The organism is Mycobacterium sp. 2YAF39 (genome assembly GCF_052114565.1).
Classification (GTDB): Bacteria; Actinomycetota; Actinomycetes; order Mycobacteriales; family Mycobacteriaceae; genus Mycobacterium.
On sequence record NZ_JBFREZ010000004.1, the window covers coordinates 67,571 to 80,761 of the forward strand.

At 67.5% G+C, this 13,191-nt stretch carries 11 protein-coding genes; 6 read left to right on the plus strand and 5 right to left on the minus strand.

Features of this window, described 5'->3' with window-relative positions; all coding sequences use genetic code 11:
* Positions 1-6: 6 nt before the first annotated feature.
* The 3 genes from AB4Z42_RS13320 to AB4Z42_RS13330 all read right to left on the minus strand — a co-directional run bounded on the left by AB4Z42_RS13320 (position 7) and on the right by AB4Z42_RS13330 (position 3,213).
* Positions 7-1,416 carry an aldehyde dehydrogenase family protein gene (locus tag AB4Z42_RS13320; RefSeq protein ID WP_442009660.1) on the minus strand — a complete coding sequence of 470 codons (1,410 nt, stop codon included), beginning with the start codon at positions 1,414-1,416 and terminating at the stop codon, positions 7-9.
* 103 nt (positions 1,417-1,519) lie between these two features.
* Positions 1,520-2,458 carry a class I SAM-dependent methyltransferase gene (locus AB4Z42_RS13325; RefSeq protein WP_442009661.1) on the minus strand — a complete coding sequence of 313 codons (939 nt, stop codon included), beginning with the start codon at positions 2,456-2,458 and terminating at the stop codon, positions 1,520-1,522.
* 116 nt (positions 2,459-2,574) lie between these two features.
* Positions 2,575-3,213 (minus strand): TetR/AcrR family transcriptional regulator, encoded by a 639-nt coding sequence (locus AB4Z42_RS13330; RefSeq protein WP_442009662.1) that lies wholly within the window; start codon positions 3,211-3,213, stop codon positions 2,575-2,577.
* Between the two features lie 145 nt (positions 3,214-3,358).
* Here AB4Z42_RS13330 and AB4Z42_RS13335 point away from each other — a divergent pair, with 145 nt between their 5' ends.
* From AB4Z42_RS13335 to AB4Z42_RS13345, 3 genes are read left to right on the plus strand one after another with little or no spacing between them, the layout of a single operon-like run.
* Positions 3,359-3,925 (plus strand): TetR/AcrR family transcriptional regulator, encoded by a 567-nt coding sequence (locus AB4Z42_RS13335; protein ID WP_442009663.1) that lies wholly within the window; start codon positions 3,359-3,361, stop codon positions 3,923-3,925.
* Positions 3,918-4,442 (plus strand): hypothetical protein, encoded by a 525-nt coding sequence (locus AB4Z42_RS13340; RefSeq protein WP_442009664.1) that lies wholly within the window; start codon positions 3,918-3,920, stop codon positions 4,440-4,442. Before AB4Z42_RS13335 ends, AB4Z42_RS13340 begins: the two co-directional genes overlap by 8 nt.
* A 1-nt stretch (position 4,443) precedes the next feature.
* The gene (locus tag AB4Z42_RS13345) at positions 4,444-6,609 is read left to right on the plus strand and encodes an FUSC family protein (RefSeq protein ID WP_442009665.1); all 2,166 of its coding nucleotides are present in this window, start codon (positions 4,444-4,446) and stop codon (positions 6,607-6,609) included.
* On the opposite strand, the gene AB4Z42_RS13350 is transcribed toward AB4Z42_RS13345, so the two are convergent.
* Both AB4Z42_RS13350 and AB4Z42_RS13355 read right to left on the minus strand, forming a co-directional pair.
* Positions 6,590-7,537 (minus strand): pirin family protein, encoded by a 948-nt coding sequence (locus tag AB4Z42_RS13350; protein ID WP_442009666.1) that lies wholly within the window; start codon positions 7,535-7,537, stop codon positions 6,590-6,592. The two genes, AB4Z42_RS13345 and AB4Z42_RS13350, sit on opposite strands and share 20 nt — an antisense overlap.
* Positions 7,538-7,565: 28 nt before the next feature.
* Positions 7,566-9,293, minus strand: coding sequence for a phosphoenolpyruvate--protein phosphotransferase (locus AB4Z42_RS13355; RefSeq protein ID WP_442009667.1), 1,728 nt, complete (start codon positions 9,291-9,293; stop codon positions 7,566-7,568).
* 102 nt (positions 9,294-9,395) lie between these two features.
* Here AB4Z42_RS13355 and AB4Z42_RS13360 point away from each other — a divergent pair, with 102 nt between their 5' ends.
* From AB4Z42_RS13360 to AB4Z42_RS13370, 3 genes are read left to right on the plus strand one after another with little or no spacing between them, the layout of a single operon-like run.
* A complete protein-coding gene (locus AB4Z42_RS13360; RefSeq protein ID WP_442009668.1) occupies positions 9,396-10,163 on the plus strand; it encodes a DeoR/GlpR family DNA-binding transcription regulator in 768 nt (255 codons plus the stop codon).
* Entirely contained in the window at positions 10,160-11,146 is a 987-nt protein-coding gene (locus AB4Z42_RS13365; protein WP_442009669.1) for a 1-phosphofructokinase family hexose kinase, read from the plus strand. Before AB4Z42_RS13360 ends, AB4Z42_RS13365 begins: the two co-directional genes overlap by 4 nt.
* Positions 11,143-13,167 carry a PTS fructose transporter subunit IIABC gene (locus tag AB4Z42_RS13370; RefSeq protein WP_442009670.1) on the plus strand — a complete coding sequence of 675 codons (2,025 nt, stop codon included), beginning with the start codon at positions 11,143-11,145 and terminating at the stop codon, positions 13,165-13,167. The genes AB4Z42_RS13365 and AB4Z42_RS13370 overlap by 4 nt, the downstream gene beginning before the upstream one ends.
* The last annotated feature ends 24 nt before the right edge of the window (positions 13,168-13,191 follow it).

Genomic DNA, 13,191 nt, shown 5'->3' on the forward strand with positions numbered 1-13,191 from the left:
TCCTCTCTAGAAAAGACGTTTGGCGAGCTTGAACGCCTTCTCTGTATACGGGGGGTAGATGAACGCGCCGACGTCGGGTCGGGTCGACTTGGTCATCACGCTCTTCTTGTGGCTGAACTGCTCGAAGCCGAACTTGCCGTGGTAGGCGCCCATGCCCGACGGTCCGACACCGCCGAAGGGCAGCTTGTTGGTCGAGAACTGGAACAGCAGGTGGTTGATGACCATGCCGCCCGCGGACACTTCCTTGATCACGCGTTCACGCACGCTCTTGGTCTTGGTGAACAGGTAGGCCGCGAGGGGCTTGGGCCGCGAGTTCACGAAACCGATTGCATCGTCGAGGGATTGGACGGTCATGATCGGCAGGATCGGCCCGAAGATCTCGTCGGTCATCAAGGGTTCGGCGGGATCGGGGTCGACGACGACGGTCGGCTCGATGCTGATCTTCGCGGAGTCGGAGCCGCCGCCGATGACGACATTGCCCTTGGTCGCGGCCAACGACGTGGTCAGTCGATCGAAGTGCCGCTCGTTGACGATGCGCTTGCCCGAGGGGTTTTCAGCCTCGAAGGTCGTCACCGCCTCCTTGATCTTGTCGACGAGTTGATCGCGGATCTTCGCGTCGGCGAGCACGTAGTCCGGCGCGATGCAGATCTGTCCCGAGTTGATCAGCTTCGTCCATGCGATGCGCTTGGCCGCCACCTCGATGTCGGCATCGGCCGCGACGATCACCGGACTCTTGCCGCCGAGTTCAAGGGTGACCGGCGTCAGGTGCGGCGCGGCGCCTTCGTAGACCTTGCGTCCGATCTCGGTGCCGCCGGTGAAACAGATGTGGTCGAAGCCCTGCGCGATGAGCTCCTGACTGCACGCTCCGTCGCCCTCGACGACGGCGATCGCGTCGTTGTCGAGATACCGCGGCACCAGCTCGGCCATCAGCGCCGACGATGCCGGGCAGACCTCGGAGGGCTTCATCAGAACGGTGTTGCCCGCGGCGATCGCCCCGACCGCAGGTCCCAGCGTCAACACGAAGGGGAAGTTCCACGCGCCGATGATCAGCACGGTGCCGTACGGCTCGTGCTCGACCCATCCGCGACCGGGCAGCTGCGACATCTCCAGCAGCCGGTACTTGCGGCGCATCCACTTGCGGACGTTCTTCGCGGCGTCCTTCGCCTCACCGGCGGTGCTGGCGATGTCGGCCAGCCACGCCTCGAACGGGCTGCGGCCCAGGTCCTGATTCAGCGCGTCGGCGATGGCGGCCTCGTTCTCCAGCATCATCCGCTCCAGCGCTTGGAGCTGCTGCTTACGCCATTCGACGCTGCGGGTGCGACCGGTCTTGAAGGTTTCCCGCAGCCTGCGGACCGTGCCGGGAATGTCGGGGGTGGTCGCGACGGCGGTTTCGGGTGCGGCGGATTCTGTGGTCATGGTGGGTGTCCTTCCTGACCCTGGGAACACCCGAATCCTAACCAACCGGTTGGGCCGTCCTGAAGGGGCAAGTTTTCCCCCCTCTGTTCGTCCGTTCGGGCGGTCAGCCCACCATCTCTGCGGTGACGAACGACGAGAACGCGTCCTGATCGGATTCCTCGGGCGGCAGCACCCAGCGATCGAGGCGCCGCATCTCGTCGGCGGACGTCACGGCCGACGACCGCCAGCCATGCTGGGCGAGCCATTGAGCGACGTCGGCCCGGTCGGGATCGTTGTACATCAGCTCGGCGACGTCGGGGGTGTTCTCCATCCCGAACTGCGCCCTGATGCGGTCGAACTTCTCCCGGGTCTCAGCACGCCTCTCCTCGGAGCGCACGCCGACGGTCTCGGCCGCCACCCGGCTTCCGGGGGCGGACAGCGCGGTGATCTGGTCGAACAACCGGTCCTGGGCGTCGGCGGGCAGGTACATCAGCAGGCCTTCGGCCAGCCACGCGGTGGGTGCGTTCGTGTCGAAGCCGGCGTCGAGCAGCGCCTTCGGCCAGTCCAGGCGGAGGTCGATGGCCACGGCGTGACGCTTGGCGGACGGCAGCGAACCGTTCTCGGCCATCCGTGCGGCTTTATAGTCGAGCACCTTGGGCTGGTCGATCTCGAAGACGACCGTCTGAGCCGGCCACTCAAGCCGATAGGCGCGCGCGTCGAGGCCAGAGGCAAGGATCACGACCTGGCGGATGCCGGCCGCCACGGCGTCGGCGAAGAACGCGTCGAAGAAATGCGTACGGACGGCCTGGTAATTGCCCATGTGCTCGAAGATCGCGGCGACCTCGGCGTCGGCCTCGGCGACCTTGGCGGCGAACTCCTCGCTGCGCACGAAATCCCACACACCTGGTCCGACGCCGGCGACGAGCACCTCGGCGTACGGGTCGCGGATCAGGGGATCGGCCTTGGCGGTCTCGCCGGCGCGGGCCGCAGCCACCATCACGGCCGTCGAGCCGACGCTGGTCGCGATATCCCAGGTGTCGTTGTCTGTACGCAACGAGCTCATCGCCGAGCTCCCTCAATCCGGTGGGTCAGGTCGTTTGCCATGCTATCAATTAACTTAGCTAACCTATACGAACTGTGGGCGATGTCACCCGCCTGAGCGCACGCGGGCGCCGAGCGTCAGTCGCGAAGTTTCCAGAGTTTGTTGGCCATCAGCAGCTCGAACTTCTCCACGACCGCGGAGAGTTCCTCGTGATTGCCGACGAAACCAGCGTAAAAACCCATCCCCCACATCATCGCTACCAGCATCTCAACGAGCTCAGAGACGTTGGTTTCCGTCGTGAGCTCGCCTTTTTCGATCGCGTCGTTGACCGCCCACGCAATGAACTCGCGCGAAGTCCGTAACGAATCATGGGCGTCGCCGGCGAGTTCGGGATGTCGCTGAGTCTCCAACACCGACGTCACCAGAAAGGCTGCCGCCGAACGATCTTCGCCCTCGGTCTGAATCGCCGCGGTGAAGAACGCGGACAATCGGCCCAGCAGGTTGGTCTCGCCCGTGGCGCGTTTCCGACCCGCGCTAACTACCAGCGCATCGGTTTGCTCGACGACCTGACTCCACAAGACCCGTTTACTCGCGAAGTAGTGGTTGATCGCGGGACGCGTAAGACCGGCACGAATCGCAATTGCCTGAAATGTGGCAGCGTCGTATCCGAGTTCGCTGAAGACCTCGCGGGCGGCTCTTATGATGCGATCCCGCGTCTCGGCGGCCTTCGCTGCGGGTGGGCGACCAGGACCCCGCTTAGCGGTATGTTGCGGCACAGTCAAATTGTGCCATAGCCCACTGCAAAGGCCGACCGGTATTTTCTGTCACATACCTCAAGATGCAAATTCAGCAAATATTCGCGGGAACGGCGCCGGGCATTTCCGTGGAGATTCGACGAGGTGAGCACTAGGGTCCGTTGCCATGGCCAGCGTCGTTTCTCGGGACGCCTACTTCGAGACCGGCCTCGATGTGTTGTCCGATCTCGGCTATGGGGGGCTCAAACTTGCGGAGGTCTGCCGCCGTCTTGGCGTCACCACCGGCTCCTTCTATCACTACTTCACCAACTGGCCCGCGTACACCAAGGAGCTGGTCGCGTATTGGGTGCAGGACCGCACCGTGATGGTGATCGAGTCGGTGCGCGGCGAGACCGATCCGCGCCGCCGCATCGACACCCTGATCCAGGCGGGGCTGGGGCTACCTCACGGGGCCGAGGCGGCGATCCGGGTATGGAGCTCGCTGGACCCGCACGTGCAGTCCGTACAGGCCGCGGTCGACCGGCAGCGTTTCGACATCATGTGCGAGTCGGCCCACGAGATCCTGCGAAACAGGCGTCAGGCGGAGGTCTTCGCGTCATGGGCGGTGTACCTGCTCGTCGGCTACGAGCAGGCCGCCCTGCCTCCCGACAGCGATGCGCTCGAGTGGATCGCCGGACGGCTGCAGACCGCGCTCGACTCGGACGGGTTCGCCTCGGTGCCCGACGGTGACTGAGGCAACGCGCGAAGCCGACGATCAGCCGGCCGAGGTCGCCCACGTCGTCGCACTGCTGCGCGAGCGCCTCTACGGCGCGATCTCCTGCCTCGCGACCCTTGCCGTACTGGCCCGGTACAGCGACGAGGACACCAGCGCCTTGGCGAGGATTCTCGACGTCGCGGTGGCCACCGGCGGCCTGTGGGCCGCCGGCCTGCTCTCGCACTGGGTGGCGCACGTGGCCGTGTTCGGGCGCGCACCGCGAGGGCGGGAGGGATGGCAGATCCTGCAGGCGTCGTTTCAGATTCTGCAGGCCGCCGTTCCACCGCTGATCCTCCTGCTGCTCGCGGTGTTCGGGGTTCTCGACACCGATACCGCGATGTGGATCGCGATGTGGACGCTGGTGGGTGAAGTCGGCGTCATCGCGCTGCTGGCGGTGCGACGGACGCAGCTGCCGTGGTGGCAGAAGACGATCGCGGTCGCCGGCCTCGTCGGTGTGGGCCTGCTCGTCGTCGCCGTCAAGATCATTGCGCACTGACGTGTCCGGACTGTGGAATCGTTTAGTCGACCTGCTTCGGCAGCGCGACCCCGAATTCGACGCGCTGCGGCGCGCCGCGCGGGCGGCGATCGTGGTTCCGATTGCGGCTGCAGTCGGATTCACCCTCGGAAGTGGTTCGCAGACACCGATGTTCAGCATTTTCGGGTCGGTGGCGCTACTGATACTGGTGGACTTTCCCGGAAACCGCCCGGCACGCGCGCTCGCCTATCTCGGTCTCGGCATCAATGGATTGGTCTTGATCACCCTCGGCACGCTGGTGGCCGACCACCCCTGGGTGAGTGTCGCGGTGATGTTCGTTCTCGGTGTGGTCGTGACGTTTTCCGGTGTCCTCAGCGAGATCGTCGCCGCGGGCCAGCGCGCCACATTGCTGACATTCGTGCTGCCGGCGTGCACCCCGGTCGGTCCCATTTCCGAGCGCCTGTTCGGCTGGCTCATCGCGCTGGCGGTGTGCGTTCCCGCGGCATTGTTCGTCTTCGCGCCGCGACATCACGACGAGTTGCGCCGCCACTCGGCACAGGTATGCAGCGAGCTGGCCGATGCGTTGGAGGGCACCGGGACGGCCAAAGACGCGACCCGCGCCATGAACGCACTGTGGGAAAGCTTTCTGGGCGCCGACTTCCGTCCGGTAGGTCTGACCGCGGGCAGTCGGGCACTGGTGCGGGTCGTGGACGACCTCGGCTTCCTGTCGGACCGGATCACCGACGACACCGGTCGCCTGCTGGGCGATCTGAAGGCGCCACTGATCCGGGTGCTGCGGGATTGCGCTGCGGTGCTCAGCATTTCCGAGCCCTCCGCGCGTGCGGCCCGGGGAGCCGATCTCAACTCGGCACTGGCCGAATTGCGTTCCATTGCGCAGGGACGCTACCGCGAGGACATCGTCGAGATACTCGGGGTGCCCGATGACGCAGAGGCCGTAGCCGTCGGCCGCAAGCTGCTGGGGCGCCGCACGTTCTCGGCGACCGTGGGCGTAACCGGTCGGATCATCCGCAATGCCGCCGAGGCCGACGCCCGCCCGGTGTGGGCGCGCGTTCTGGGCCGCCGCCTGCCGCCGACCGGAACCGCCGATTGGGTGATGCCGGAGACGACCGCGGTCGCGGCGATCACCAAGGGATTGCTTGCCACTCGGGCAGTGGTGCTGCGCAACAGTCTGCGCACCGGTCTGGGCCTGGCCGTGGCGGTCGCCGTCACCCAGGTGTTCCCGATACAGAACGGGTTCTGGGTGGTGCTGGGAGCGCTGTCCGTGCTGCGCAGCAGCGCGCTCACGACCGGCACCCGGGTTGTGCGCGCAGTGGCAGGCACCGCGATTGGATTCATGGTGGGCGTCGTCGTCATCGAACTGGTCGGCGTTGATCCCATCGTCATGTGGGCCATGCTGCCGCTGGTGGCGTTCGGTTCCGCGTTCGTACCGGAGGTCGCGTCATTCATCGCCGGCCAGGCGGCGTTCACGATGATGGTGCTGATCATCTTCAATCTGATCGCCCCGACCGGATGGAGCGTCGGGCTGATCCGCATCCAGGACGTCATCATCGGCGCCCTGGTCGGAATCGTCGTGTCGGTCCTGATGTGGCCGCGCGGTGTACGCACCCGGGTGTCGAAGGTCATCGACGAGTCATTCGCCGTTGGTGCACGCTTTCTCACGGCGGCCGTTCTGCGCGTCACCCGCGGCGCGTCCGAGGACGCCACCGATCGGGTCATCGCGCTCAGCCACGATGCCCTCGAGGCCTCCCGCACGGTCGATGACGCAGTTCGGCAATACCTTTCGGAGAGCAGCGGGGCAGCTGACGTCCGCGCGCCGGTGGTGCGGCGGGCCAACCGCGCAGTCCGATTGCGCGCCGCCGCCGAGCTGATCGCCGACGTCGTCCCGCCGCCGCACGGTGTGTACGCACGCACCCGCACAGTGCTGGAGACGCACACCGAGGCGGTGTGCCAACACGTGACGGGCGGTTCTCCCGGGGCCGCGCTGCAACCCATCAGCGACGACTTCGTGATCGCCCTCCGCGCCGACGCCTCGGACGATGAGCTCGCCGTCGCGGCGGCCCTGCCGCTGGTGACCGCCGCTGCGCACATCGGCGAGCTGGAATTGCTCTATCCGAGAAGCGATCCCGGCCACCCAGACGACGCGAACGTCAGACGCGGTGCGGCATGAGCGCGTCCGGCGGGATCTGGCCGAACTTGCCCTTGTTGTAATCCTCCAGCGCCTCGATCACTTCCGTCTTGGTGTTCATCACGAAGGGGCCGTACTGGAACACGGGCTCGCGGATGGGTTTACCACCCAGGAGAAGGACGTCGAGCTTGTCGTCGGCGCTCACGGTGATCCGGTCACCCGGCCCGAGCACGGCCAGCTGTCCCTGGAGGATCGGATGGGCGACCGGCCCCACCGCGCCGCGGCCGGACAGCACATAGACGAGCGCGTTGAAATCGCGGTTCCACGGCAGGTTGAGGCGGGCCCCCGGCTCAATCGTCGCGTGCGCCAGGGTGATCGGTGTGTGCGTGGCGCCGGGACCCTGCGCTCCCGCGACGTCGCCGGCGATCAGCCGCACGAGCGCGCCGCCGTCATCGGATGACAGCAGCTGCACCTGGCCGCCCTCGATGGCCTGGTAGCGCGGGGTTGCGAACTTGTCCTTGCGCGGCAGGTTCACCCACAACTGGACGCCGTGGAACACACCGCCGTTCTCGACCAGTTCGGCGGGCGGCGTCTCGATGTGCAGGATCCCGGATCCCGCGGTCATCCACTGCGTCGCGCCGTCGGTGATCAGACCGCCGCCACCGTGGGAGTCCTGGTGGGCGAACCGCCCGTCGAGCATGTACGTGACCGTCTCGAACCCGCGGTGCGGATGCCAGTCGGTACCCCTCGGTTCGCCGGGCTCGTATTCGACCTCACCCATCTGGTCCATGTGGACGAATGGATCGAGGTCGGCGGAACTGACTCCGGCGAACGCGCGCACGACGGGAAAGCCCTCGCCTTCATAACCTCGGGGGCCGGTGGTGATGGAGCGGACGGGGCGTTCGGTGTCCGACGGGCCGGCAGCGGCGATCCGCGGAAGTGTCAGGGTGTCGGCAGTGATAGCGGGCATGCGATGGATAACCGGACTACGGTCCGCATTATTCCGGTTCGAACACCGCCAGCGCGGCTGCGCGTGCGTCCGCCGCGGTGCCCGCGGCGAGCACCGCTTCGGCGGCGGCGCGGCACTGCGACAGAGACACCTGTGAGAGTTTCGCGCCGACTCCCTGCACAGCCGCGGCGGCCGCGGACAATGACGTCACGCCAAGACCGGTGAGCACGCAGGCCAGCAACGGATCCGCGGCGGCCTCCCCGCAGACGCCGACGGGCTTTCCGACGGCGGCGCCCGCCCGCACCGCCATCGCCACCAACGTCAGCACCGCGGGCTGCCACGGGTCGGTGAGCGAGGCGAGTTCGGCCGACATGCGGTCGGCGGCCATCGTGTACTGAGCCAGGTCGTTGGTGCCGATCGACAGGAAATCCACGTGATCGAGAATCCGGTCGGCCAGTAGTGCCGCCGCCGGAACCTCGATCATCACGCCGGGCGCCAGCCCGTGCGAACGAACCTGTGCCGCAAAGTGTTCGGCCTCGGCTGCCTTGGCGATCATCGGGGCCATCACCCAGGGTGAGTTGCCGGTCCGCCGACCGGCAGTGGCGATGGCCTCGAGCTGCCGGTCCAGCAGACCGGGATTGCCGACCGCGATGCGAATGCCCCGCACGCCGAGCGCGGGGTTGGCTTCCTCGGGGTGCCCGGCGAACTTCAGGGGTTTGTCCGAACCCGCATCGAGCGTCCTGATGACGACCTTGTGCCCGGCGAACGCGTCGAGCACCTCGGCGTAGATGTCGGCCTGCTCGTCGACGCTTGGCTCGGTGTCGCGGTTCAGGAAGCACAGCTCGGTGCGGAAGAGCCCGACACCCTCTGCCGGTGTTTCGCGGGCGGCCCGCGCCGCGGCGCCGTCCTGCACATTGGCGAGGATCGCGACCGTGTGCCCGTCGGAGGTCGCGCCGGGGCCCGACCAGCGGGCGGCACGCTCGGCCTCGTGCCGTGCGCGCAGGACAGCATCTTCGGCTTCCGCGGCGTCGGGTGCGATGGTGACCGTGCCGAGGGTGCCGTCGACGAGAACCATGGTGTCGACGCTGATGCCGTCGAGGCCCTCGATGGCGACGACACAGGGTATTCCGAGTTGGCGCGCGATGATCGCGGTGTGACTGGTCGGCCCGCCGAGCGTCGTCGCCAGCGCGACCACGAGCACGGGGTCCAGGCCCGCGGTGTCGGCGGGCGCGAGGTCCTCCGCGCACAGGATTGAGGGCACTGCAGGCACCGGCACCCCTGGTTCGGGGACGCCCTTGAGTTCTGCGATCACGCGGTCCCGAATGTCTCGCAGGTCGGTGACGCGTTCTGCCATCAGCCCGCCGAGCTGAGTGAACATGTCGACGAACTGGTCGACTGCGGCTATCACCGCGCCGACTGCCGGCGTGCCGGCGTTGATGCGTTTCTCCGCGGCGCTCAACCACGCCCGGTCCTGCGCCAGCGTCGCGGTCGCGGCAAGCACCTCCGAGGCGGCACCCGTCGCATGGGCCGCGCGGTCGCGCAAGCGCGCGGCGACTGCGCCCGCCGCCGCCACGAAACGGGCCGCCTCGGCGGCACGTTCGGGCTCGGCGATGTCGACGGGGCCGTCGTCGTCCAGGGAGGGCAGCCGGCCCGGCCTGATCACGGGCGCGTACTGAACACCGGGAACCACCGGCACACCGCGAAGAACAGTGCCTGCGGGCACCTCGTCGGAGATGCTGCCGGACGGATGTGAGGTAGGCGCGGGTGAGGCGGTCATGTGAACCAGATTACAAGAAACGGTTGACAAGTCAACACAAACAGTAGTAAAACCAATTAAATCAACATCCAATCAGCGCGATACCCACACATACGGAGCCGCATGTATGCCGAAGAGCGTCAGCAAGCGATCGCCTCGCTGGTGATCGCCAACGGCCGCGCCTCGGTCACTGAATTGGCACAGGCCTATGACGTCACCACCGAAACAGTCCGGCGCGACCTCGCCGCCCTGGACAAGGCCGGGGTGCTTCGACGGGTGCACGGCGGCGCGGTTCCGGTGCGGGCGCTTCACCTCGTGGAGGCCGGTGTGGGCGAACGGGAAACCACCCGGGCCGAGCACAAGGATGCGATCGCAGCGGCGGCCGCCGACCTGTTGCCACCCAGCGGTGCGACGGTGCTGCTGGACGCCGGCACCACCACAGCACGGATCGCCGCGCACCTGCCCACCGATCGCGAACTGGTGGTGGTGACCAACTCGGTGCCGATCGCCGCACGCCTGGCAGCCATGCCGTCGGTCTCCCTTCAACTGCTCGGCGGCAAGGTTCGCGGTGTCACCCAGGCGGCGGTCGGCGAGCAGACGCTGCGCGTGCTGGACACCTTGCGCGTGGACATGGCGTTCATCGGCACCAACGGGATCACCGTCCGCCACGGTCTTTCCACGCCCGACAGCGAAGAAGCAGCGGTGAAGCGCGCCATGGTCAGCTCAGCGAATTATGTTGTGGCGGTTGCGGACTCCACGAAGGTCGGGCGAGAAGACTTCGTCAGCTTTGCACCTCTTTCGAGTGTGGACACCTTGATCACCGACTCCGAGATCAGCGACACCGACCGCGCGGATTTGAGCGAGCACGGCGTCGAGGTGGTGGTCGCATGATCGTCACCGTCACGCCCAACCCCAGCATCGACCGAACCGTCACGCTTGCCACCCCATTGACGCGCGGCGCGGTGCACCGGGTGATGTCGGTGACCACCGAGGCCGGCGGCAAGGGGGTCAACGTCGCGCGCGCATTGACGCTGGCAGGCGTAGACGCCGTCGCCCTGCTGCCCGCATCCGCCACCGACCCCATGATCGGTGCCCTGCATGCCGCCGCGGTGCCATTTCGCTGCGTCGCCACCGACGGCGCCGTCCGAACCAATCTCACGATCACCGAACACGACGGCACCACGACGAAGCTCAACGAACCCGGCGCACCCCTGGATGCGTCCACCGTCGACGAGCTCACCCGGTCGGTGGTCGCCGCCGCCGAGTCCGCGTCCTGGGTTGTCTTGTCGGGTTCGTTGCCGCCCGGAATGCCCGACGGCTGGTACGCGCAGATCGTCGAGATCCTCGCCACATCCCCGTGCCGCGTCGCGGTCGACACGTCGGAGGGACCGCTGACCGCCCTCGTCGGAGCGTTCGGCCGGGCGGCTCCCGACCTCGTCAAACCCAACGCCGAGGAACTCGCAGGGGTACTGGGGTTCTCCCCTCACGCATTGGAAGCCGCAGTCGCACAGGGTGATCCGGAGCCGGTGGTCGCCGCAGCAAGCCGGTTGATCGATCAGGGGGTTGGCGCGGTGCTCGCCACGCTCGGTGCCGCAGGGGCCGTGCTGGTCGACGAGAACGGCAGCTGGCTGGCCACGCCGCCGAAGATCGCGCCGCGCAGCACGGTCGGCGCGGGCGACGCCTCGCTCGCCGGATACGTCCGTGCCGAAGTCGGCGGCGCCGAACCACCGCAGCGGCTGCGCATGGCGGTCGCATACGGCAGCGCCGCCGCCGCGCTGCCCGGGTCGGCCCTGCCGAGCCCCACAGACCTCGACCTCGAGGCCGTGCACGTCCTTCCCGTCGCACCCGCCGTCAACACGAAAGTAACGCCATGACCAGCTCAACCACGTCGATCATCACCACCGATCTGGTCCTGCTCGACGTCGACGCAGGACCGGACAAGCAGGCAGTGATCGGCAGCCTCGTACGGAGTCTCGCCGACGCCGGACGCGCGACGGACGCCGACGGCCTGCTGGCCGCGGCGATGGCGCGCGAAGAGCAGTCGGCCACCGGACTACCCGGCGGAATTGCGATCCCGCACTGCCGGTCGCCGCACGTCGAGAGTGCCTCCATCGGTTTCGCGCGGCTGAAGCCACCCGTCGACTTCGGGGCACCTGACGGACCCGCCGATCTGGCGTTCCTGATCGCCGCACCCGAATCCGGCGGCGCCGAGCACATGAAACTGCTGTCCAGCCTGGCACGGGCCCTGGTGCGCAAGGAGTTCGTGGAGTCGCTGCGACAGGCGTCGACGTCCGCCGACGTGGTCGCCCTCGTCGAAGGTGTGCTGAATCCCGAAAAGCCCGCTCCGGTAAAGGAACCCGTTCAGGCACAGGCCAGGACACTGCTCGCCGTCACCGCGTGCCCGACCGGTATCGCGCACACCTACATGGCGGCCGACTCGCTGGCCGCCGCGGCCAAGAAGGCCGGCGTCACACTGCATGTCGAAACGCAGGGCTCCTCCGGCAGCACCCCGCTCGATGCGTCGGCGATCGCGAGCGCCGATGCGGTCATCTTCGCCACCGATGTCGGTGTCAAGGACAAGCACCGCTTCGCGGGCAAGCCCGTCATCGCATCCGGCGTGAAACGGGCGATCAACGAGCCCGACACGATGATCGCCGAGGCCCTGTCCGCCGCCGACGATCCGAACTCGGCCCGCGTCGACGGTGCGGCCGGGGCGTCTGCGCCGAGCACGGCACCGTCGGGCGGCGTCGGCTGGGGCACCCGCACCCGGCAGATTCTGCTCACCGGCGTGAGCTACATGATCCCGTTCGTCGCCGCGGGCGGCCTGCTGATCGCGCTCGGCTTCCTGCTCGGCGGATACGAGATCGCGAACTCCCCCGACGGCGACAAACCCTCACTGCCTTACGGATTCGGATCGATCGGACATGTCATCGCAAGTTCGAACTCGTTGACGAACCTGCCGAGCGGCGGTCTGGTGCAATACCTCGGGGCGGTACTGTTCACCCTCGGCGGCCTCGCATTCATGTTCCTGGTGCCTGCACTGGCCGGCTACATCTCGTTCGCGATCGCCGACCGGCCGGGCATCGCCCCGGGGTTCACCGCGGGCGCCGTCGCCGTCTTCGTCGGCGGAGGATTCATCGGCGGTATCGTCGGCGGCCTGATCGCGGGGTTCACGGCGCTGTGGATCAGCCGGATCGCCGCGCCCCGGTGGCTGCGGGGTCTGATGCCCGTCGTCATCATCCCGTTGTTCGCGTCGCTGAGCGTGGGACTGCTGATGTTCCTGCTGCTCGGCCGTCCGCTGGCGGCCATCACGTCCGGTCTGACCAAGTGGCTGGGCGGCATGTCGGGCAGCTCGGTCATCATCCTCGGCGTCATCCTCGGTCTGATGATGTGCTTCGACCTCGGCGGCCCGGTCAACAAAGCCGCCTACGCGTTCGCGACCGCGGGACTCAACGTCGCCGATCCGGCCTCACTGCGCATCATGGCCGCGGGGATGGCCGCGGGGATGGTGCCGCCGCTGGCGATGGCGCTGGCCTCTGCGGTCCGGCCGCGGTTGTTCACCGAGCCGGAGCGGGAGAACGGCAGGGCCGCTTGGCTTCTCGGTGCTTCGTTCATCTCCGAAGGCGCCATCCCGTTCGCCGCCGCCGATCCGCTGCGGGTGATCCCATCGATGATGTTCGGCGGCGCCATCACCGGTGCGCTGATCATGGCCTTCGACGTCACGTTGAAGGCGCCGCACGGCGGGATCTTCGTATTCTTCGCGATCGGAAACCTGATCTGGTTCCTCGTCGCCCTCGCCGCGGGAACGGTGGCGAGCGCACTCGCCGTCGTCGCCGCCAAGCAATTCGCGAAGCCCGGTGCCGAGCAAGAAGAGCCTGCCCTCGCGACCGCCTGATTCACCACCCACCACCACTGAAGG